General features: G+C 52.5%; 20 protein-coding genes, 1 tRNA gene and 1 pseudogene. 17 read left to right on the forward strand and 5 right to left on the reverse strand.

The features are described from left to right. From JIN85_RS18295 to JIN85_RS22365, 6 genes are all read left to right on the forward strand, one after another. The coding region (locus JIN85_RS18295; RefSeq protein WP_200273519.1) for a transposase at positions 1-159 on the forward strand (159 nt) is incomplete at its 5' end. Positions 160-404: 245 nt separating this feature from the next. After that, entirely contained in the window at positions 405-1,757 is a 1,353-nt protein-coding gene (locus tag JIN85_RS18300; RefSeq protein ID WP_200273521.1) for a tyrosine-type recombinase/integrase, read from the forward strand. 930 nt (positions 1,758-2,687) lie between these two features. After that, a complete protein-coding gene (locus JIN85_RS18305) occupies positions 2,688-3,488 on the forward strand; it encodes a hypothetical protein (protein ID WP_200273523.1) in 801 nt (266 codons plus the stop codon). 2 nt (positions 3,489-3,490) lie between these two features. After that, a complete protein-coding gene (locus JIN85_RS18310) occupies positions 3,491-4,327 on the forward strand; it encodes a P-loop NTPase family protein (RefSeq protein ID WP_200273525.1) in 837 nt (278 codons plus the stop codon). Between the two features lie 97 nt (positions 4,328-4,424). After that, a complete protein-coding gene (locus JIN85_RS18315; RefSeq protein ID WP_200273527.1) occupies positions 4,425-4,739 on the forward strand; it encodes a hypothetical protein in 315 nt (104 codons plus the stop codon). 93 nt (positions 4,740-4,832) lie between these two features. Beyond that, the gene (locus JIN85_RS22365) at positions 4,833-4,982 is read left to right on the forward strand and encodes a hypothetical protein (RefSeq protein ID WP_425494637.1); all 150 of its coding nucleotides are present in this window, start codon (positions 4,833-4,835) and stop codon (positions 4,980-4,982) included. Here JIN85_RS22365 and JIN85_RS18320 read toward each other — a convergent pair. After that, a complete protein-coding gene (locus JIN85_RS18320) occupies positions 4,919-5,623 on the reverse strand; it encodes a YoaK family protein (RefSeq protein WP_200273529.1) in 705 nt (234 codons plus the stop codon). The genes JIN85_RS22365 and JIN85_RS18320 overlap by 64 nt on opposite strands. Between JIN85_RS18320 and JIN85_RS18325 the strand changes: the two genes are divergently transcribed. The 11 genes and pseudogenes from JIN85_RS18325 (at position 5,602) to JIN85_RS18370 (ending at position 16,483) form a co-directional block, all read left to right on the forward strand. Continuing rightward, on the forward strand, positions 5,602-7,668 hold the full coding sequence (locus JIN85_RS18325) for a coiled-coil domain-containing protein (RefSeq protein WP_200273531.1): 2,067 nt from the start codon (positions 5,602-5,604) through the stop codon (positions 7,666-7,668). The genes JIN85_RS18320 and JIN85_RS18325 overlap by 22 nt on opposite strands. A 60-nt stretch (positions 7,669-7,728) precedes the next feature. Further along, entirely contained in the window at positions 7,729-7,923 is a 195-nt protein-coding gene (locus JIN85_RS18330; protein ID WP_200273533.1) for a helix-turn-helix domain-containing protein, read from the forward strand. Continuing rightward, positions 7,923-8,645 (forward strand): antA/AntB antirepressor family protein, encoded by a 723-nt coding sequence (locus JIN85_RS18335; protein WP_200273535.1) that lies wholly within the window; start codon positions 7,923-7,925, stop codon positions 8,643-8,645. Before JIN85_RS18330 ends, JIN85_RS18335 begins: the two co-directional genes overlap by 1 nt. A gap of 308 nt (positions 8,646-8,953) precedes the next feature. Further along, on the forward strand, positions 8,954-9,568 hold the full coding sequence (locus JIN85_RS18340) for a hypothetical protein (RefSeq protein ID WP_200273537.1): 615 nt from the start codon (positions 8,954-8,956) through the stop codon (positions 9,566-9,568). Further along, a complete protein-coding gene (locus JIN85_RS18345; RefSeq protein ID WP_200273539.1) occupies positions 9,565-10,380 on the forward strand; it encodes a phage protease in 816 nt (271 codons plus the stop codon). Before JIN85_RS18340 ends, JIN85_RS18345 begins: the two co-directional genes overlap by 4 nt. Before the next feature lie 318 nt (positions 10,381-10,698). Next, complete coding sequence (locus tag JIN85_RS18350) at positions 10,699-13,134, forward strand: type I restriction endonuclease (protein ID WP_200273541.1); 2,436 nt, start codon at positions 10,699-10,701, stop codon at positions 13,132-13,134. 298 nt (positions 13,135-13,432) lie between these two features. Next, complete coding sequence (locus JIN85_RS18355) at positions 13,433-14,017, forward strand: hypothetical protein (RefSeq protein ID WP_200273543.1); 585 nt, start codon at positions 13,433-13,435, stop codon at positions 14,015-14,017. Positions 14,018-14,393: 376 nt separating this feature from the next. Then, positions 14,394-14,603, forward strand: a pseudogene (locus JIN85_RS22370) (helix-turn-helix domain-containing protein); the annotation flags it as partial. Between the two features lie 393 nt (positions 14,604-14,996). Further along, complete coding sequence (locus tag JIN85_RS21485) at positions 14,997-15,203, forward strand: hypothetical protein (protein ID WP_234047510.1); 207 nt, start codon at positions 14,997-14,999, stop codon at positions 15,201-15,203. A gap of 62 nt (positions 15,204-15,265) precedes the next feature. Further along, complete coding sequence (locus JIN85_RS18365) at positions 15,266-15,772, forward strand: terminase small subunit-like protein (protein WP_200273547.1); 507 nt, start codon at positions 15,266-15,268, stop codon at positions 15,770-15,772. Between the two features lie 63 nt (positions 15,773-15,835). Next, positions 15,836-16,483, forward strand: coding sequence for an SOS response-associated peptidase (locus JIN85_RS18370; protein ID WP_200273549.1), 648 nt, complete (start codon positions 15,836-15,838; stop codon positions 16,481-16,483). A gap of 122 nt (positions 16,484-16,605) precedes the next feature. Here the strand turns inward: JIN85_RS18370 and JIN85_RS18375 are convergent. The 4 genes from JIN85_RS18375 to carA all read right to left on the reverse strand — a co-directional run bounded on the left by JIN85_RS18375 (position 16,606) and on the right by carA (position 20,096). Then, a tRNA-Ala gene (locus tag JIN85_RS18375) sits at positions 16,606-16,681 on the reverse strand. 110 nt (positions 16,682-16,791) lie between these two features. After that, positions 16,792-17,565 carry an undecaprenyl pyrophosphate synthase gene (uppS, locus tag JIN85_RS18380; RefSeq protein WP_325109891.1) on the reverse strand — a complete coding sequence of 258 codons (774 nt, stop codon included), beginning with the start codon at positions 17,563-17,565 and terminating at the stop codon, positions 16,792-16,794. Positions 17,566-17,646: 81 nt separating this feature from the next. Next, positions 17,647-18,915 carry an adenylosuccinate synthase gene (locus JIN85_RS18385; RefSeq protein WP_200273551.1) on the reverse strand — a complete coding sequence of 423 codons (1,269 nt, stop codon included), beginning with the start codon at positions 18,913-18,915 and terminating at the stop codon, positions 17,647-17,649. Positions 18,916-18,953: 38 nt separating this feature from the next. After that, complete coding sequence (carA, locus tag JIN85_RS18390) at positions 18,954-20,096, reverse strand: glutamine-hydrolyzing carbamoyl-phosphate synthase small subunit (protein ID WP_200273555.1); 1,143 nt, start codon at positions 20,094-20,096, stop codon at positions 18,954-18,956. Positions 20,097-20,415 lie beyond the last annotated feature (319 nt).

The following is a 20,415-nucleotide window of genomic DNA, read 5'->3' on the forward strand; positions in this document are numbered from 1 at the left end:
GAAGACTGGCAGGAGTCGATCGCATGCATGTGGCGGTTCGTGCGCAACAACGGCATCACCGAAGGCTTCCACCGGAAAATGAAACTGATCCAACGTCGTGCGTATGGATTTAGAAACTTCGAAAACTACCGGCTCCGCGTGATCGCCCAATGCGGCTGAAAACCCATCATCAATCCAACGTCAAAACCTCAACAAAAAGCCTCATCCCCAATCTTTGGTGTAGACCCCGGTTCAGGTGTGAATCCCTGAAAAACAGAGGGATAGGGAAAAGTGGAGCGTAGCGGATTCGAACCGCTGAATCGCTTCCTTAGGTTGTAGAATCAATGGTTTATAGGTTTTTGTTGAAAGTGGGAACGTGTTGATTCAGCCTGAGACACGGTGCACGTTCTCACTTTTGTTCCCACATGGCCTCTCTGGTAAAACGCGACAATTCTCCGTATTGGTTTGCTGCATTCGATGTGACTTTGCCTGACGGGACGGTTCGTCGCCTGAAGAAATCGACAAAGAAGCGTAAGCGTTCCGAAGCTATGGTTGAGGCCATCCGGCTCGAAGAGCTGGAGCGTTCAGCTGGCATTGCCGAGGGAGAAAGCGCGTCGAAAGCCTACGCCATCCTTTCTGAAGCTGCAGCGGCTGCCGCCAAGGGAGAGTTATCGGAAGCGAGGGCACGAGAGCTGATTGCTCGCCTTTGTGAGGTTTCCACAGGTGAGCCATTGAGATTTTACACCGTCAGGAGCTGGGCTGCCGATTGGCTCGCGGTGAAAGCAACAACTGGCAAAAAATCGACGATAGCACGCTATTCTGCCCATATCGAATCATTCTTAATTTGGTTGGGAAGTAAGGCTGACGGGAAGCTCGAATCCGTCACTAAATCGGATGTGAGGGCGTTTAGAGACGCAATACGAACTGGCTGGTCAGAAACGGGAGAAAAGACCTCAGGAAAGCGTATCAAGGCAAACAATGCGCCTGCGATTCAGCGCACTGCTAAAACCGCAAATCACTATGCTGCTGATGTGGCAGGGATGTTTCGAGCTGCTATGCGAGAAGGGCTACTGCTAGCGAACCCATGTGCTGCGCTAGAACGACTTCCCGAGGATGATTCTACCGAGCGCGAGGTTTTTTCCATGGCAGAAGTTGGCAAACTGATGGAGTCAGCCGGAGATCCAAACTGGCAAAATTCCGTTTTCCCGTCTGGAATTGCCGACACTGAAACCCGTGCCGCCAGGTGCATTGGTTGGCAAGGCATGATCCTTGTTGGATTTTATGCTGGTGCGCGGATTGGTGACTGCGCAGCCCTAACCTGGGAGAATGTGAATCTCAGCGGAAATTCGCTTTCATTCATTCCAGCCAAAACCAGCCGAAAAAAGAAGCGGCTGGAGGTGCCATTGCATCCGCGCCTTTTGTCTTGGCTGAAAGAACAAAGCCCTTCCACTGGTAGCGTGCCGCTGTTTCCGGCACTTGTGAAATCCCCTGTAGGTGGACGACATGGCCTTTCTTCCATGTTCATCGCCATCATGGATCACGCACAGATCGATAGGAGGAATCTTCGCGAAGGAACGAAAGGAGGCCAACGAGCTCAGCACGCTAGAAGTTTCCATGCTCTTCGTCACAGTCTCACGTCGAACCTTGCTAACCTCGACGTTTCCGAAGAGATCCGCCGTAGGATCGTCGGGCATGAATCGGCCGACGTTCACGCCAAATATACTCACACCGAGCGCGAGACGCTGGCCAGGGCACTGGAAAAACTACCCTCAATTTGAGGTTTGTGTGAACCGCTTTTAATTTTCATACCCCCTGAAACAACTCAGAACGACTTGAGACACGGAGGTATCTAAAATGCGTCAATAAAATATTTAGGAATTTTACTGGTCTCCACATTACGTCCCAAACAAAAAAATCTGAAATTCATCACAAAAGTGACATCCTCAAACAAAATTTCTTAAACATAAGTTTAAGATTCGAAGTGCTTTTTAAAAGCTGTGTTACAAGAAAGGCGAGCGAACAACGCACGCCTAATGAATAATAAACTATTAATAAAACTGCAGAGGAGAATTGTTAAATTTCTCTTCAATCACCTATGCGGAACGCAAAGTAATGCCCGTGGCATTTGCGATTTTTTAAGTATAAATCAAGCATATTACCAAAGAAAATCTCTTTCGAAAGCAGAGAATGGTTATTCATGCGATGATATTAGAGTTGATATCAATTCGTTGGCTCAAGGGGGTATATCATGAGGGGGGTGCAATTACGTCCAGAATGGGGAGACTCAAAAACAGCCTCGCAAATTTTCTGCATATCCCGTGCGAGTCTTTATAGACTGCACGCTGAGGGGAAAATTCGGTCAACCTCTTTGAAAGAGCGTGGCAAGCTCAAGGGAAAGAGGCTTTGGGATCTAGACTCAATAGCCAGGTTGCTTGAAAAAGGAGCGACTGGCGGAGAGGAAAGGGGTGAAGCGTGAGAGCTTGCCCAAAAAAGAACCCCGCCCCGAATGTGCTCGGGAGCGGGGCAGGCAGTAGATGTGAGCCAGTTCGCTGCGGAGTAAACCTCGATTCCGGCTATCATCCAAACTTTGGGAGTGGTCCCAGTCCTGAGGAGCTTGCCGAGATGGCAAGGCCTGGGGCTACGCGAAAGAAGAGGCAGGTCCAGCGGCTTTTCGATCTACTAGACTCGCTTGAGGTGGGGGAGGATGCATGAAGGGCTGGGTTGCATTGTGCCGGTCGGAGGAAACTCTGGCTTTGCTTGAGGGGTATCCGAACGCGTTTCTCCTGCTTTGCCAGATCGCTTTGAGGGCGAAATGGAAGGATTGCCCTATCTCTGGATTGCGCGCCGGGGAGGCTTTGATCGGAGACTGGAAGAAAGCCGGACTCCATTCCAAGAAGGCTTATGAAGTGGCCAAATCGCGGCTCGAAAAGTGCCAACTTGTGGCGTTCCAAGGGGGGAACAAAGGGACACGCGCAAAGCTAATAAACTCAACGGTTTTCAGCGTTTTTCACGAAGCTGAGGGGGAGCCAGAAGCAACTCCAATGGGAAGCCAGGGGGAATCAAAGGGGAAACCAGGGGGAACTAACAACAAGGAAATAAAGAAACAAGGACACACGGAAACAGATCTTTTTGCGTCGAACGGAACGAGTTCCGATTCGCCACCGGCGGCGAAACAGACGATCCGATGGACCTTTGAAAATGGCTTCGAAGGAATCACCCCAGAAGATCACAAGAGATGGTCCGAAGCCTTTCCCACCGTGAATCTCGACTCCTCGATTGCCTCCGCAAGTGAATGGCTTCGAGTGAATCCGGCGAAGAAGAAAAAGTATCCTGGTCGATTCCTGACCAACTGGCTGACCCGTGCTCAGGAGCGGGGAGGGTACGCCCGCACTTCCACAGCAACGGGAACTGCGTTCACCACTCCGATCGCAGGTAGGCATCCGCCTCCATCTCCTTCCGCCAACGCCGCCCAGATCAATCAATATGCCAGCAAAATCAAAAAAGGATAATCGTGAACACCATCATCGAACACTTGACCAAATCAGAACCAACCAAGCGCGGGATGTCGTCTCTAGACAAGCTCTCGGCAATCATCGACTCGATGCCTTCGGGGCCGGAAGCGTGCATCAGCTGCAACGGGGATAACCCTTGGTATGGAGACGGGTATTGCGAAACTTGCTACCCAAAGAGCCAGCAGGGTATCGCTGAGAAAAACCGCCGCGATAGTGAAATTTGGAAAGATTCAATTGAATCCGCCCACGCCATTCTTGCCCGGATCGTTTCACCCGAAATTCGGGAGACAGATCGCAATCATCCGGAATTCAATGCGTCCTGTTATGCGCGCGTAAAGCAGGCTTGGGAAGGCCCTGAATGGATGTGGTTTCATTCGAAGCTCTCGGGTAGAAGCAAAACGAGAATCGCCTATCTCTACGCCTTGCACTGGATCGCCCAACACGGTCAACAGGCCATACGTTGGAGGGAAACCGGGTGTGAGCCAGTGGTCTGGCTGGACGGCGACCGGTTCTCGGAAGCATGCCGGCTCAGGCATCAATTTTCGCTTGGGCAATCAATTCAAAGTCACGCCCACGATTTGATCGAGGCCGCCAAGAATTGCCACCTGCTTGTCCTGGACGACTTGACCAAGCGGAAGATGGCAACCGAGAGCGTAAGCGATGGATTTTGGGAAGTAATCAAGCTCAGGCACGAATGGAAACGGGCAACAATCTTCACCGACAATGGACCAATTGAAGGTCTGGCCGAAGTGCTTCACGACAAGCATGCGCCTTACATCATTCGTCGTCTCGCAGAGCGCTGCATTGAGTTCGATTTCGACAACCAAGCAGCATGAAACCCAGCCCGATTTGTCACCATGACCCGCGCACGCACGCGCGAGGCACCAACCTCTAAACCATTTCCACCCATTCACCTTGAAAGCCAATCATCACATGCAAGCCGAACAACTGACACTGCCACTTTCCATTCTGCGCCTTCTCCAGTGCGCGAGTGCGCCAAAGCCCCTGCGCGAACAAGACCCGCTCCATCACCTCGTCTGGGACAAACACCGGGGTAAATGGGAAGTCCGCCTAACGATCAACCTGGGAACGAAGGTTGTGGGAAAACGAATCGTCAACAAGCTCAGCACTGCCGATCCAGAGGAGGCAAAGAAGCTCCGCGACGTGATCATCAGAAGCTATGAAAAACTTGGGCTGACCCTATGCGACCGACGCCAAAAGCGGGTGAAGCATTTCGTCACTGAGTGACTTTTGTCGGTCCCTAAAAAGGGGCAGGAATGGACAAATGATTTCCGAAAGGATCGCGCGCGAGCGGTCAACTGGAAGCGCCATGATAAAGTAATGCGGGACATCCGAAACACCTTGGAAGAGGCCGGAATAGGACAACAGGATTTCCTTTCGTCCTATAGAAACACCCAAAACAAGGATCAACCTTGCTTCAACCTTCCTCGCAGCGAGTGCGACAGAGGTTGCCCTGGGCGGATTATGTGATTCAACTCGTAGAGGATCGCAGCTGAAGCAGTCATGGCTGCAGGTATCCAAAGCGTGCGGTATGAAAAGTGATGAAATGCAATTGCGCCGGCAATGCCTCCCATGATGAAGCCTGAAATGATCAGGGAGTAGAGGAAAAGGCGTCTGTAATCTGGCTTGAGACCGCGAAGCAGGTGCCCGAGGAAAATCCCAATATCGGTGAACATGCCGGAAACGTGGGTGGTTCTAACAACCGCTCCGCTGTAAGTGCTGGCCATGGCGTTTTGAAGGCCACAGGCAGCGGATGCCAGGCAGATTCCGGCGGTGCTACTTTGCGCCAAAAGCAACGTGGCAAGCGCGAGAAGCGCGGACTCAAGAAACAGCGCCACACCATAGCGATGACCCAGATTCAAGGTGCTATCCTGAATGATGAAACCGCTTGCAATCGCTCCGGCAAGGAATGAACCGATCACGCCCAACAGCCGGAAAATCTCAGGCAGTTTCCCGATAGCGATTGATTCCGCAAGCAGCGAGGTTGTTCCTGTTAGATGGGTGACGGCCTGATGTTCGAAGCCTAACAAGCCGACGACGTTGATCATGCCAGCGACGAAGGCGAGGAGCCAGGCACCTGCCCAAACCCATGATGGAAGTTTGCGGATCATTGCGTGAGGCGGTGAAGCATGAGCATTCAGGCTCAAACCTCAAGGCTTGGGGTAGCTATGGGAAAGGCAATGGCCGGGCCAATAGCCACCCTATGGAAACCGGGGGACCACTCGTGCAAGTGGCCAATTCTCAGTCAGACGGAAACAATTCACGTATGGCGGATAAAAAGGTTGAGATCGCATTCGATACGAAAGCAGACACTACAGGGGCAAAACAGGCAGAAAGCGCAATCGATGATGTCAGCTCGTCGTCATCCTCCTTGATGCGGGATGCGCTCAAGTCCAAGGAGAGCGTCGAAGAACTGGCGGAGGCTATCGAGCGGGAAGCCGAAGCGCAGAAGCGATTGAGCAAGGCGCAGGAAGGCGTCAGCAAAGAGCTGAAGGAATCGACCCAGAACACCGAGCGGGCTGCAGATGCGGTGCGGGAATTGGCGGATGCGGAAGAGGATCGTGAGCGGAGGCTTGAGCAATACGACGCCCGCAAGCGCGCGGAATCGGATGCTGGCGGAGACGGCACGTTGCGGCAGTGGGACCAGGCAACTTTGGATAAGCTGGAGCAAACCATTGATCGAACCAAAGAGGCGACTGAGGCAGTAGAAGATTTTCATGACACGGATGCTCAGGGAGCCAGAGAAGCTGCGGAGGCAGAACTTGAAGCTCAGCGTCAACGCGATGTCATCGAGGCCAAGCGCCGGAGAGACGAACGGGAGGCAGCGGAAGCCCGCGAACTTGAACAAGCCCAGCTAAACGAAATCACTCAAGCAACCCGTGCCATGGTTGCGCTGCAAGCTGCGGAATTCCTGCGGGGAATGGTAAACGAGCTGCAGAATGCGACCAAGGCAGGCGGGGCATTCCACGATGAATTGGGAGGACTAACAGGAGCGCTTGAACAGACCGATAACGCACTTGGTGTCATGACCGCGGGCCTGGGCGCTTTTGTTGCCACCGGCAATCCGGTGATTGGAACACTTGCCGGAATCGCGGGTGGTGCCTCTGGCGTTGCCTCTGCCTTCGCGGACATGAAAAAGGCGCAAAAGGATCTGGCAGTGAAATTGCGCGAGCTGGAAGAGCAACCGAAGCGATTGCTGGAAGCCCAACAACAACTTCGCCGTGAGATCGGAAATGATTTCCTGTTAGAAACCTACTCGCGTGAAACCAAGGAGCTGGAGAAGCAGGAGCAAACGATTCTCCGAATCAACGCGCTCCGGGGTGCAAAGCGTAGCGCGGAGCAGACCAAGGCGGATGCTGATATCACCATTGCCCGGAACACTGGTGGCGACGTGCAAGCGGCGGAAGCCCGTGCTTTGCAAGTCCGGATCCAGAACCAGCTTGCCGAACTCGACGAGAGCCTTGGGACGATCCAGCGAAAAGCGGATGCAGCTCAAGAGCAGGCAGACCAGGCCTTGGGCAAACTACGATCTGCGGGTGATCTCTATCGGGATGCCAACCATCCAGAATACAAAAAGCTGTCCGGTGAAGCGGACGATGCCGCAGACGAGGCGGAATCGGCCAAGCGTGACCTTGCTGCAGCGCGGGAAACCTACGTTGCCACCAAGGAGGCAATCATTGCACAGGGAGAAGCTTCACTCAGTACGCTTGAGGCCGATACAAATCAGGCGATTTCCGAAGAAGCCCAAAAGCTCAGAGACAGCATTTACAACGGGCTGAAGGATTCCTACGCCTCCATCCAAACCGATCAGCAATCGATTGCGACGCAAGCGGCAGAAGCAAGCACCTCGGCACGCACCGAGATCGAGAATCGCATTCAGGCTGATGCATCGGGAGTTTCCGAAGTGATCGAGACAAAGCGAAGGCAGATCGAGAGCGAGATGCAGAAACTTGCCCAGCAGGTGCAAGGGGTCACCGTTTCATCCGAAATGACTTCTAGTGTTACCAGGGCGATTCAGGATCTTGCCCGGAGTCAGGATGATTTCGGCAAAACCATAGTAGCAAGCTTGCGGCAGGTGATTTCCCTGATCAACGAACAGGCCCAGGCAGTGGAGAACCTTCAAAGCGAATTGAGGCAGACAAGAGCGACTTGGTGACCGGGGACCACTCGCGCGCGGTGACAATCTCCGCGTCCCGATCAGATAATTCACGACGTTATGAAGACATCCACCACATCTGAAACGAACTGGGTTAAAGCCCGTGATATTGCCCGCCGCTACAACGTCACCGAGAGAGCCGTTTACGGCTGGAAGGACGAAGGGAGAATCCCACACATCAAGATCGGCAAGGTAGTCCGCTTTGACCTGGACGCCGTGATTGAAGCCATTGAGGGGAAAGGAACCCAAGCGTAATGAATGCTTTGATTCCCATTCAATCGCAGGCCGGCATCCAAACCGTCAACGCACGGGAGCTTCATCAGTTCCTTGAGGTCGGCAAAGACTTCTCGAACTGGATCAAAGACCGGATCGAGAAATACGGCTTCAGCGAAGGCACCGACTTTACGCCAGAATTGGCGAAAAGTTCCGGAGGTCGCCCGTCGCTTGAATACCACGTCACCCTCGCCATGGCCAAAGAGCTTTCGATGGTCGAACGCAACGAGAAGGGCAAGCAGGCCCGCCAATACTTCATCGAATGCGAGCGCCGGGCAATGCAGCCGTTTGCGATTCCTCAGACGCTTCCCGAAGCTCTCCGGCTTGCGGCCGATCTGCAGGAGAAGGTCAACGAGCAGGACGGCAAGCTCGAAGAAGCCGCGCCCAAGATCGAGTTTCACGACCGCGTGACGGCTTCAAATGACGTGCTGGACATGGCAGCAGCGGTCAGGCTCGCGAAGCTTCCATTTGGGCGGAACACGCTCTTGAACAAGCTTCGGGAGGCAGGCGTCTTGATGACTGGCGGAAGGCGTCACAATCTGCCGCTCAAACGTTTCATCAGCCAAGGCCTATTCACGGTCAACGAGAGCGCATATGAGGACAGTAAAGGTGAGAAGCACGTCACGCTGACAACCTATGTCACACAGAAGGGCGTTGCTTGGCTGGTTCGGAAGTTTGGGAGATCCGCTGAAATGATTTCATGAAACTTGGGGACGAGCCCCATCAGGCCCCTTTTAAATGACTGATTAGGTGTTGTCCTTGCTCGCCTGAATTTTTTCTCTAATCCTATCAATGTGGTCTAGTTTGTCCCTTTTGATTTGGTATGGGGTATCTGGCGAATTCGATATATTCAATTTGGAGTAAGCGAGGGATTCAAGAATCGATTCCACGTCTTCTTTGGTTAAATCAATCTTCATAAATCGTATAATTGTTCAATATTCGGAATACTTCAAAAATCGGGGACCACTCGACAAGCTCGCAAGATTTCCCCCGGTGCGGACAATTCCCGGTTGTGAGTCTTTTACACCCTACACCAACTATTTCCACCTTTTCCCAAAAGCTTTCCAACGAGCTGGAAGAGATTCTTTCTGACCTCAATGCCAAGGATGCAGCCGCTGCGAATGCGCAGTCTGCCTACGAGGAGGTTCAACACACCTCGAAGCAACTCTTGCATGACGACGGCACTCTCAGCGCTTCCGAGCTTCTGGATAAGCGAAAGCAGGCTGAGAGAACTGTCGAACTTTGTCAGATTGAGACGAGCCGCATTGTCCGTGATCGAGACAGCGCATGGTTCGACCACAACAGCACCTTACTCGATCGCTGGGACGAGGTTTGCAGCGAGCTTTACCGGCTAGCCAAGGAGCGCGCACAATATGTTTCGGCTCAGATACTCGCTTTCATCCCTCAAGATCGGCGTGAGAGTCATAGCGTAACCCAACCAATCGAAGAGGTGCTCAAGCACTGCGACGGCATTGGGAATCGCAGGAGCGAGGCTCAGCGATATAGCCGGATGAAGTTGCAGATGACGGTCGGTGGGAAATCCCGCGATCCTCGCAAACTCATCGGGCATCTCAAAGCAGCACTACCGCTGCTTGAGGAAAATCCAACCCCATCTGCTCAGCAATGAACCAAGCACTTATTCAAGGGGCGGACGGAGGATTCGCCCCTTCGGAAATCGTCTACATCCCGGAAGGCGAACACGCAATCCGGCCCACGGTGGACGGCAAACCCGGCGACGTGGTTGTCAGGCTGTCCCCGCAACGCGGTCATGAAGTTGCTGCTGCATTCCAGCGTGACCTTTCCCGACGCCAGGGTGAGAACGTCCGACCCATTCTCGATTTCGATCACCGGGCAAGCGGAGCGGCTGCAGGACTTCCAAAGTCGTTCAGCTATCGGCCCGGTGTGGGGATTGTGCTGGCAGTTGATTGGACCAATGCGGGTCGCGTCGCAGTGGAGGGTAGGGATTACTCCTATTTCTCACCGGAGTTCCTCTTAGATGAGGACGGGACACCTGCCGGGCTTCCGTCTCGTGGTTCAATTGGCTCCCTAGTGAACAATCCTGCTTTCCGCAGCATGCCACGGATTGCGGCTGCAGATGCCGGGGGCGGAAACGAAACCCCGGAGCAAACCTTTACGCGCCGTGCGAGTGCGCTGGTGGCTGCAGGGGAGGTGCAAACGATGGGCGAGGGATATTCCCGCGTCGCAGCAGCCGATCCGAGTCTCTACGAGCGCTATTGCGAAAGCCTCCAGCCAGCCTCAGAGCGCGCCGAACAAGCGCAACGGGTCAAAGCCGCCGAAGAAGCGAATCAGGAGGTGGAGCGCCGTGCGTTAGCTCTCGTTCAGTCGGGCGAAGCTGCCAGCCTGGACGATGGCGTGAACAAGGTATTTCGCAGGGATTCAGCGCTTTACATGGCGTATTGCGAGCGGTTCGAGGGCTGATTTGCGATCGGCCCTTGAGTCCTAAATAGGTCTTCCTCCCAAAATTATGGATCACGGGGTAGAGAAGGCTGCAAAGTTAAGGAGCAAAACTTAGCATTAGGGAGGACGGATTCGAAAGGGGGGGGGAAATCATACCGACAACACGATTGAACCGGAGGGGAAGGATTGTCCTGCAATTCAGGCGAACCATTTGCTTGATCGGTTGAACAAAACGGTCAGCATGATCCAGAAATAAGGGAGGCTGCGGAGCTCACGCTCAGCAGCCTCCTCGGAGTCTTTCAATTTGAAGGTTTACGAAATTCGCGCCGCACAACTAGCATGGAAAAGGAAGCAGTCAATAAAAAAATCATATTCCCGCCGGATGTCGTATCGCTTGAAAATGAGAGCGACGTAGAAGCCCATTTTTTAACCCCGCTCTTGAGTGGACCAAAACCCCTCGGCCTGGAACTTCCACCTGAGTGGATTAGAACAAAGAGTAGCCTAAGAGCGTTTAGTATAGGAAAGGGAAAGTCACAAAAGCTCTATTATCCGGACTGTGTTATCCAAGTGAAGGGCCTTTCTCTTATAGCTATAGAGGTGAAAACGCCTGGAGAAGATCTGGATAAGGCTATGGAGGAGGCCAGGCTGTATGCCGACGTGATTAACAGAATGTCGCCCTCAAATGTAAATCCATGTCAGATTTGTGTGGTTTCTGACGGGAAGATTACAAGAATGGGTCCTTGGGATTCCAATGAAATTACGTGTGAATTTTTCCTGGAATCAATTTGTGTTGGGGATGCTGATTTTAGTTTGTTTCAAGAAGCATGTAGCAGGTTAAATCTGGAATCAAAAGCAAAAAAAATTCACGATGCATTATCGTCGGAAAAAGCCTTTAGACCCGTAAGTAGGGCCGGAGGAGAATATGCGCAGAGCCAACAAATCAAGCCAAACGATTTTGGGCAAATACTCGTAAGCCATTATTCTAACCTGTTCACTCCTGACACAATTGATGATCGTAAGGAGGTGGCTATAAATGCATACGTCAAGACGAAGCGTACTGAAAGATATATTGACGAGATCGAGAGGGTGGTCGATCAAATAAATCCATTCAAGGTAATTGAGAGTCGAGAAATTCAAGATACTGGCGCTCCAATTGAAGTAACTTCGCAGTTCGAGGATATAGATGCTCTTGTTAATAAAGTTATGCTCCTGATCGGACTTCCTGGTGCAGGTAAGTCAACATTTGTGGATCATCTTCAACATTCGGTTTTCCCGGAGAATCAACGAGAAAAGTTGATGTGGGTTAGGATAAATTTCAATAATGCTCCTTCCGCGTTGGATGAGTTATATACTTGGACTTTAAAAGAGGTGGTTAAGGGTATTCGGTCCCAAAACTCTGAAGTTCAGCAATTCACCTTGGAGACTCTCAAAAATATTTTCAGCTCAGATATCAAGAGGGATCTAGCATATATGAGAGATTTGTTGGGATCTGACTCATTGGAATATAAAAAGGCGTTGATGGAAAAGTTACAGTCATGGATTGAAGATGATTCAAGATTAATTCGAAATTTGGAGCTTTTCCTTTGTAAAGGTAGAAATCGACTTCTTGTCATAGTATGTGATAATTGCGACAAGCGCCTTCCCGAGATGCAATTGAGGGTGTTTGAAGTTGTTCAGTGGATAAAAACACAAGTTCGCGCTTTAGTTATTCTTCCGATTCGTGAGTCGACCTACGAAGTAAATAAAGATACTCCTCCTTTGGATACCGCGTTAAAGTCACTGGTGTATCAGATAAATCCGCCATCTTTCCAGAAGGTGTTGATGATTAGGATTAAGTTGCTGCTGAAAAAGGTTAAGGATAATCCGCCTAAGAGGCTTTCATTCATTGCTGGTGATAATTTGAAGATATTATTCGATGAGGAGAAAATCGCCTCATTTTTACGTGCTATTAATCGATCATTATTTAATGACGAAAAATTAGGCAAGCGATTGATACAAGGGCTTTCTTCAAAAAATGTGAGGAATGGATTGGAGATTTTTTTGAATTTGTGCCGTAGCGGGTATCTTCCAACTGAGGAAGTGTTCTACGCAGAGGCGGCGGGCAATCCTCGGCCCTTTAATGAGTCGGTAACCTACAATATATTCATGAGAATGGATAAGAGGTATTATGTTGGGGATAAATCTTTGGTGAAAAACCTTTATCACGGCTTGAAATCTGGACGGGCCGAATCTCATTTCACTAGATTAAGAATTTGTAAGTGGTTGAAAAAGCGACTCACCGAAAATGGTCCATCAGGCGCGAAAGGATTCCATCGTGAATCAGAACTGATTAGAGATATTTCCGGATTAGGGCATCTGCGGGAGGATGTTATTAATCAGATTGAATACTTGTGTGAATATGATATTTTAATCCGAGAAGGTGGCTGTGTAGATTCTGATAGATTATGCTGCCTCTCTCCCTCGGGATATGTTCATCTTGAACTGCATGACAGGTTTCAATATTTAGGGAGGTGTGCTGAAGATTCTTTCATTCATGATCCAATGGTGGCTGACGTCATATCTAATCGGATTTCAGGTAGGGAAACTGAGGGTAGGCTGTTGGAGAACACAATTAGTTTTTGTGACTATCTTTCTGAATGTAAAGAGCGTGCGGATTCCTTGCTCATCGGGGAGTGTCCAAAAGAATTAGAAATCCCGGATTTCCAGAGAATTACCGATATTGCGGGAAGCCGCCTATCAAAGTTGCGATCTAGGAAATGGTCCAGAAGGTTTTAAGGGAATGAACCGCAGTTCGATGATGATAAAATATATCAAATTCTTCAGGAATCTCTTGACTCGTCATCCACGAAGGTTAGCCTGACAGCACTAAATTGTGACGGTAAGCCGTCCCCGAAAGCGCCGGTTTTTTGTGCCCGTGTGCCGTAGGTGGATTCTTGCCACCGAATACTGCAACGCCGGGATGAGAGCGTGAATACAATACCCTTCGGGGGAATGAGCGCCGGGCCTTCACAAGCCCAGTTGAGTCCCGACACCTGCGGCTACTTGCCGCGATTAATCGACTAAAATTGTGAAAATGACTCAGAAGACTCAGGGCGCGAAGAGAATCGCCGCCCAATCGAAGAAGCCCACACGCCGCCAAGCACGGCCCGTTTATTCCCAACCCGAAGCGCCTCCACGCCTTCCTAAAAATGGCCCACTGATGGCTCGTGTTCGGCCAGAGGATGCGGCAGCCGTCAAAAAGATGGCTAAGGATCACGATTTACCAATCGAGGCTGTAGCTGCTGCGATTGGTCAAGCTGGAATGGATTTACTCCGGGACAATTTAAGAACGGGAAAAGGCTTAGCCGATCATCCCGCAGGTATAACAGCCGTTCTCCGTCTTTGGCGGGTTATCAATCGCGATCCGGGCAGTTTCACATCAACGATACCAGTGATATTTTCTGAAGGCCCTAGCTTCGTTCTTTCATACGATGCGTGGGCGATGCGACGAGACCCAGAAGACTGGGTTGGCACCTTGATACAAGAGGGACTCGATGTATTTGATGATCCCAAAGCCCTCATCGATTATGTTCAGGAAATTGGGTTGGAGGAACTGGTTTTCAAGTCCGCGACCCATGACATCTGGGATGCGGTCGGTAGAATGGGAGGTGCGCAATGAACCGTGGCGATCACGATTTCCTTTCTCGGCTGATGATTCGAAGTGGCGAAGGACGGCGGCGAAGCTTGAGAGGTCTTTACGTCCGGGCGCTTCTGAGATTTTCCCGCGAGCTTTTGATTCTTTCGGGCGAAGCACTGGACGCCAGAGAATCGGCGGAGAGCTTACGAAGGCAGGGAAGGGAACCCTCGTCGTTCCTTGAGCTTCCATTCTACCTGCGGACTCGTCTGCAAGGGTATGCTCGAAGGAATAATCTGTCAGGATGGGCGGCAGCTGCTCGAGTGATTCTCGCAAGAGAAACGCTAGAGGACTGACACGCCGGCGAACGAGAACCAAGGGCGGTGGGCTGTGACTCGCCGCCCTCCATCAGTTTTACGTGATGAGAAAATACGATAGTCCGGCGTGGGTTTCTTCTCTGCTTGATGATGCAGGCTTGTCCGCTGCGGAATTTCGCGTGATGGCTCACATCTGCCGCCGAGCTGGCGACCGGGGGAATAGTCGGGGATGCGATGCGGCGGTTGCTACAATTGCGGAATGTTGTCGGATTCATCCGAAAACTGTCCGCTCAAGTCTTCAATCATTGGTGGAGCTTGGATGGATCGAGGCAAAGAAGAAACCAGGGAAAACAACCGAATATCTCCCATGTTACCCCTCTACTCGTTTGGGAGGGGTATGCACATGCAGTGCACCTGCTGTGCAAAGTTTGGGATTCGACCGGGAAAGCTCCGGGAAGAATGACCCCTCCCAATCGGATACAGGCCACCCCTACCAAATGGAGCTAGGGGACCCCTCCCAAATGGATACAGACGAAGGGATACCTAAAGGGATACCAGTAAGGGAAGCGGGTTTCTCTCTTCCGGATCAGGAGGCAAGCTCCCGATCCTACAGAGAGATTCAATCAGAGGTACAACGCGCGCACGCAAGGGCGTGGGCTTTGGAATTCCATGAAGCCGAACGGGAGATCCCTGACAGTAGGCTTGCCATGTTTCCGCCTGAAGACGTTCAGGAATGGGCTGAGGATTGGGCCGGGAGATGGAATGCCTTGCCAGCGGTTGAACGCGTTGGAAAACCGCTGGAAGCGCTTGGGGCCTACCTGCAGAAGGTTGCCGAGATGAGTTCGAAGAAATGCCGCCTCTACTCGACTCACCAAGACCTGACAGGCAGTCACTACGAGGAACCGCCGTTTTAAGAATCCTCCGGGACCACTCACGGGAATCGCCACGAGTTGCGCATGCTTCACCATTTCCAATCATGGCCGAGAAGCACGTTCGATTTTCAGCAAAGATCGCAACCGAGATCCTTTCGCGTCTTTCCGACGGTGAGAGCCTGCGATCGATTTGCCGCGATGTAGGAATGCCAGCCGCCCGCTCTGTGCTCCGATGGGCGGAAGAGGACGTGCAGGGATTTCGGGCAAAATACGAGCGAGCCAGAGAGTGTCAGGCGCATGCCTTGTTCGACGAGATGCTGGAAACCGCTGGAAGCGCTCAGAGCGTTGCCACAGGAGCACCGGGGACGGGCGAAGCATCGGCCAAGGTTCAGGCCGTCAAACTCAAGGTGGATGCGCTCAAGTGGTATATCGCCCGAGTCGCGCCGAAGAGCTACGGCGACAAGATGGCTCTGGAACACTCAGGCCCCGGCGGCGGACCGATGCGGACGGAAACCGAGCACCATTTCACCGAGGAAGACGAGAAGGTGGTCGAGCGCATCCGGGAAGCTCGGGAAAAGGTCAAAGTTCAGCAGTCCTCCGAACAAGGTTGAGGTTCCAAAGTGGTTAACCAAACTTTGGGTTTTCAGTTCGAGAGGAACCGCTACCATTCGTGAATGTGCACGGCTTACGAGCTGGGAAAGAGCGGCGGCAGGCTTCCTGCCAGTGTAACCCCGGCGACGATACGAAAACTCTCTGGCATCAAGGAGACTCAGTTGATCCGGCCCACTCTTTCGGCGCCGGTCATTCTGCCCGATGGCTCGATGCGGGCAATGTCCTGGGGCTTTCGCCGAACCTTTGCTCCCAAAGTCAAAGGGGGAAAGTCTGTCACCCGAACGATCGTGAATTCACGAGAGGACAAGCTTGCGGGCCAAACTTGGAATGTGGCTTTTCGGGAAAATCGCTGCCTGATTCCTGTGGCATCCTATTTTGAGTGGTCAGAAGCAGGGGGGAGAAAATTTCCCCTGCGATTTCAAAGGCCGGGTCAGGAATGGCTGTGGATTGCTGGAATCTGGGAGGACCACGAACAGCACGGCGAATGCTTCTCAATGATCACCACGGAACCGAATCGAGTCGTGGAACCGGTTCACGATCGCATGCCAGCGGTTTTGGCAGATTCACAAATCGAACCGTATCTTGAAATGGAGCTGAACGAATTCGGGCCATCGTCGGTTGAACTCGAATTTTCGGAAGCTGCCAATTTCCTGAAGCCAGGAGGAACAAAACCCAAACCGGGGGATGCCATCCAAACCGAGCTGTTTTAGGGCGGTGGGAGTCTGTGTATCTCGTAGATTACAACCTGAGACAATGAGAGAATTGTTCTCACTTATGTTCCCAATTTAACGATTTTCGGGAAACTTGAACCACAACTCATTGATTATGAGAGTGGTGGAGCGTAGCGGATTCGAACCGCTGACCCCTTGCATGCCATGCAAGTGCTCTACCAACTGAGCTAACGCCCCTTCGCGGGTGCGCGGAGGTTTAGGGGCAGAGGTGCTTTCGCGCAAGAGGATTTTTTCGAAACATCTGATTTTTCGTGAGCGATGATTTTTTTCCCCTAGCCGGTGAGATTTTACAGCGCTCCAAATCGACGCTGGCGGCCTTGGTATTCTTTGACTGCTGCGAAAAGATCACCTTGGCGGAAGTCCGGCCAAAACTTTTTGACGATGACGATTTCCGCATAGGAGATCTGCCAGAGGAGGAAGTTTGACAGGCGAAGTTCTCCGGAGGTGCGAATGAGGAGATCCGGATCTGGCATTTCGCAGGTCTGCAATCTGGTGCCGAATAACTGGTTGTCGATCGTTTCGGGATCGAGCCGTCCTGCTGCGGCGTCTTGGGCAAGTGACTTGGCGGCTGCGACGATTTCTTCTCTCGCGCCGTAGGAGAGGGCGAGAACCAAGGTCATGGAATCGTGATGGGCCGTGTTGGCGATGATTTTATTCAGCTTGCCTCGGGTCTTGGCGGGTAGGCGCTCAAGTTGGCCAATTGCTTGAAGGCGAACGTTTTGCTTGGCGAGGTCCTTGGCTTTTTCATCCAAGAACCGATCGAGGAGGCTCATGAGCGCATCAATTTCGGCTTGGGGGCGATTCCAGTTTTCCGAGGAAAATGCGTAGAGTGTGAGATATTGAACGCCGAGTTCCTTACAAGCTTCCATGACTTCCCGCACGGATTCGGCGCCTGCACGATGGCCCTCGCGGCGGGGCAGCCCGCGGTCCTTGGCCCAGCGACCGTTGCCGTCCATGATGATGGCGACATGGGCTGGGATTTGAGGATGCGCAGGGGGCATTTGGGCGTCGCTAGGCGATGAGTTGGTTCGGGTCGAGTTCGAGGGGCGGAGGATATTCACGCTGCAATTTGACCTGCAGTCCGTGAACTGCAGATGAACGGTGGGTGATTTTTTAAGTGTCGGCGAAGATCTTGGAACGGCTCAGACGATGAGTGTTTGAGCACGATCAGGACCAACACCGACGAAGGCGACCGGGGCACCGCAAAGTTCGGCCAAACGAGTGAGGTAGGCTTTCGCGTTGGCGGGCAGTTGCTCGTATTCAGTGATGGAGGTTGTGTCTGTCTTCCATCCTGGGAGATTTTCGTAAACCGGCACTGCGCGATCCCATGCGGAGCGATCTGCGGGTGGAAGGTCGTGCTTCACGCCATCGATTTCGTAGTGAGTGCAGATCTGGAGGGTATCGTAGGCGTCGAGTCCGTCGACATTGGTGACGGCGAGCCCGGTGACACCGTTGACCATGCAAGCGAATCGCAGCAGCACGGTATCGAGCCAGCCGCAGCCACGTGGGCGGCCGGATACGACGCCGAATTCGCGTCCAAGTCCATGGAGGTATTCTGAAAGGCCTTCATCGACGGTGGGGAAGGGGCCGGAGCCGACGCGGGTGGTGTAGGCCTTGCAAACACCGACCACCCGTTCAATGGCGTTTGGAGGCAGACCGGATCCGGTGCAGGAACCCCCAGAAGTGGTATTGGAAGAAGTGACGAAAGGATAGGTGCCGTAATCGATGTCGAGCAGGGTTCCCTGTGCGCCTTCGAAGAGGATGCTTTGTCCGGCTTTCCAGGCTTGATGGAGCACTGGAATCGTATTCGTAACGTGAGGGCGGAGGCGTTCGAATGCGGTGTAAACTTCTTCGATGACTTGATCGGCGGTGAATTGCGGCAGGTCATATTTCGCCAGAATCTCGTTCACCTCAGCAATGCGGCGGCTGATTTGGGTGCGCGTGAATTCCTCATCGAATAGGTCTGCAATTCGCAGACCACAGCGGTTGACTTTGTCGGCGTAGGTCGGACCGATACCGCGTTTGGTGGTGCCGATCTTTGCATCGCCAAGGGCAATTTCCCGTGCGGCATCCAGCTCCTTGTGGAAGGGGAGGACGACGTGGGCGCGGTCGGAAATCAGCAATTTCTCGGCGGTTACGGCTACGCCAAGAGCTTCGTTGCGTTCGATTTCTGCAACCAATCCGGTGGCATCGACGACGACGCCGTTACCGATGATGTTGATTTTCCCATCCCAGAGAATTCCGGATGGGAGCAGGTTGAGAATGTATCGGACGCCTTTGGCAATGACTGTGTGTCCGGCGTTGTTACCGCCTTGGCCGCGGACGACGACATCTGCGGTTTCCGTCAAATAGTCGACGATTTTGCCTTTTCCTTCGTCTCCCCACTGGAGACCTACGACGATGGTATTCATGAGATGGTATTTGCGACCCTGAATGAGAGGGGCGGCAATTATTGCTTCGATTGGTCAATCAGGGCGGCGAATTCCTCGAAGAAATAGGAGGCATCGTTCGGGCCAGGGGCGGCTTCCGGGTGGTATTGAACACTGAAGACGGGATGAATCTTGTGACGCATTCCTTCGACCGTGCCATCGTTCAGGTTGATGTGAGTGACCTCGACATCGTCCGGCAAGGTTGCAGCATCGACTGCGAAACCGTGGTTTTGGGAAGTGATGGAAATTTTCCCGCTGCGGAGATCTTTCACGGGTTGGTTGCCGCCACGGTGACCGAATTTCAGTTTGAAGGTCGATCCGCCGAAGGCGTGGGCAAGCAGTTGGTTGCCGAGGCAGATGCCGAAAATCGGCTTCTGGCCAATGAGTTTGCGCAGCTCAAGGTAGATATAGTCCAGCGCGGCAGGATCGCCCGGGCCATTGGAGAGGAAGATGCCATCCGGGTTCATCGCCATCACTTCTTCCGCAGTGGTGGAAGAACTGACAACCTCGACATCAAATCCGGTTTGGCGCAGACGGCGAAGAATGTTGTGCTTCAAGCCGAAATCGTAGGCGACGATGCGATGGCGCACCGGTGGCAGTTCGGCGTAAGGGCCGGTCGCTCCGGTGGATGCGTTGGGCAGAACCCATTCACGCGATTCGGCTTCCCAGCGATAAGAGGTCGGGGTGGAAACTTCTTTGACGAAATCGGACCCTGCCATCGGTGGTGCTGCTTGGGCTGCGGCTACGGCTGCCTCTGCATCCAGTTCGGTTGTGACGCAGGCCCGCAGTGCGCCAAGGGTGCGCAGGTGTTTGGTGAGAGCCCGGGTATCGATGTCTTCAATTCCCAGAATTCCATGTTCCGCCAAATAGGCAGACAATGTTTGATTTGAGCGCCAATTGGACGGCACTTCGCAGAGCTCTCCAATCACGAAGGCGCGGATGTGCGGACCATTCGATTCGGCGTCTTCAGGATTGATCCCGTAGTTTCCGATTTGAGGGTAGGTCATCGCAACAATTTGACCACGATATGAGGGATCTGTGATCACCTCCTGATATCCAGACATCGAGGTATTGAAACAGATTTCTCCAGTGGTGGTTCCGGTTGCTCCGAAAGAAATTCCTTCAAAACAACGTCCGTCTTCCAGGGCAAGAATGGCTTTAATCGACACGGCGGCGGAAAGCTAGGCAGTCACTTGATTCGATGCAAGAGAATGTCCGGCCTGATTTTCAGGAAATTATCGAATTTGCAAACAAATTGGCACTTGGGAGGTTTTTACAAACCGACAATTGAAAAATAGCATCAAGCTCCACTTCGCATTCATTCTAGTTTCGGATGTTGCTCGTAGACATGATTTCTCCTTGCTAGTTGATCGATCTCTGAATTTTCTGGGTCTACACCAAAGATTGGGGATGAGGCTTTTTGTTGAGGTTTTGAGGATGGATTGACGATGGGTTTCAGCCGCATTGGGCGATCACGCGGAG

Origin of the sequence: Luteolibacter pohnpeiensis, from assembly GCF_016595435.1 — a bacterium.
In the GTDB taxonomy this organism is placed as follows: domain Bacteria; phylum Verrucomicrobiota; class Verrucomicrobiia; order Verrucomicrobiales; family Akkermansiaceae; genus Luteolibacter; species Luteolibacter pohnpeiensis.

Coding starts and splice junctions, on each gene's coding strand:
- JIN85_RS18325 (WP_200273531.1), top strand. CDS start 5,602: ATGATGGAAGTTTGCGGATCATTGCGTGAGGCGGTGAAGCATGAGCAT.
- JIN85_RS18315 (WP_200273527.1), top strand. CDS start 4,425: ATGCAAGCCGAACAACTGACACTGCCACTTTCCATTCTGCGCCTTCTC.
- JIN85_RS18370 (WP_200273549.1), top strand. CDS start 15,836: ATGTGCACGGCTTACGAGCTGGGAAAGAGCGGCGGCAGGCTTCCTGCC.
- JIN85_RS18345 (WP_200273539.1), top strand. CDS start 9,565: ATGAACCAAGCACTTATTCAAGGGGCGGACGGAGGATTCGCCCCTTCG.
- JIN85_RS18320 (WP_200273529.1), bottom strand. CDS start 5,623: ATGATCCGCAAACTTCCATCATGGGTTTGGGCAGGTGCCTGGCTCCTC.
- JIN85_RS18330 (WP_200273533.1), top strand. CDS start 7,729: ATGAAGACATCCACCACATCTGAAACGAACTGGGTTAAAGCCCGTGAT.
- JIN85_RS18350 (WP_200273541.1), top strand. CDS start 10,699: ATGGAAAAGGAAGCAGTCAATAAAAAAATCATATTCCCGCCGGATGTC.
- JIN85_RS18300 (WP_200273521.1), top strand. CDS start 405: ATGGCCTCTCTGGTAAAACGCGACAATTCTCCGTATTGGTTTGCTGCA.
- JIN85_RS18305 (WP_200273523.1), top strand. CDS start 2,688: ATGAAGGGCTGGGTTGCATTGTGCCGGTCGGAGGAAACTCTGGCTTTG.
- JIN85_RS22365 (WP_425494637.1), top strand. CDS start 4,833: ATGCGGGACATCCGAAACACCTTGGAAGAGGCCGGAATAGGACAACAG.
- JIN85_RS18385 (WP_200273551.1), bottom strand. CDS start 18,915: ATGAATACCATCGTCGTAGGTCTCCAGTGGGGAGACGAAGGAAAAGGC.
- JIN85_RS18355 (WP_200273543.1), top strand. CDS start 13,433: ATGACTCAGAAGACTCAGGGCGCGAAGAGAATCGCCGCCCAATCGAAG.
- JIN85_RS18365 (WP_200273547.1), top strand. CDS start 15,266: ATGGCCGAGAAGCACGTTCGATTTTCAGCAAAGATCGCAACCGAGATC.
- JIN85_RS21485 (WP_234047510.1), top strand. CDS start 14,997: ATGTTTCCGCCTGAAGACGTTCAGGAATGGGCTGAGGATTGGGCCGGG.
- JIN85_RS18335 (WP_200273535.1), top strand. CDS start 7,923: ATGAATGCTTTGATTCCCATTCAATCGCAGGCCGGCATCCAAACCGTC.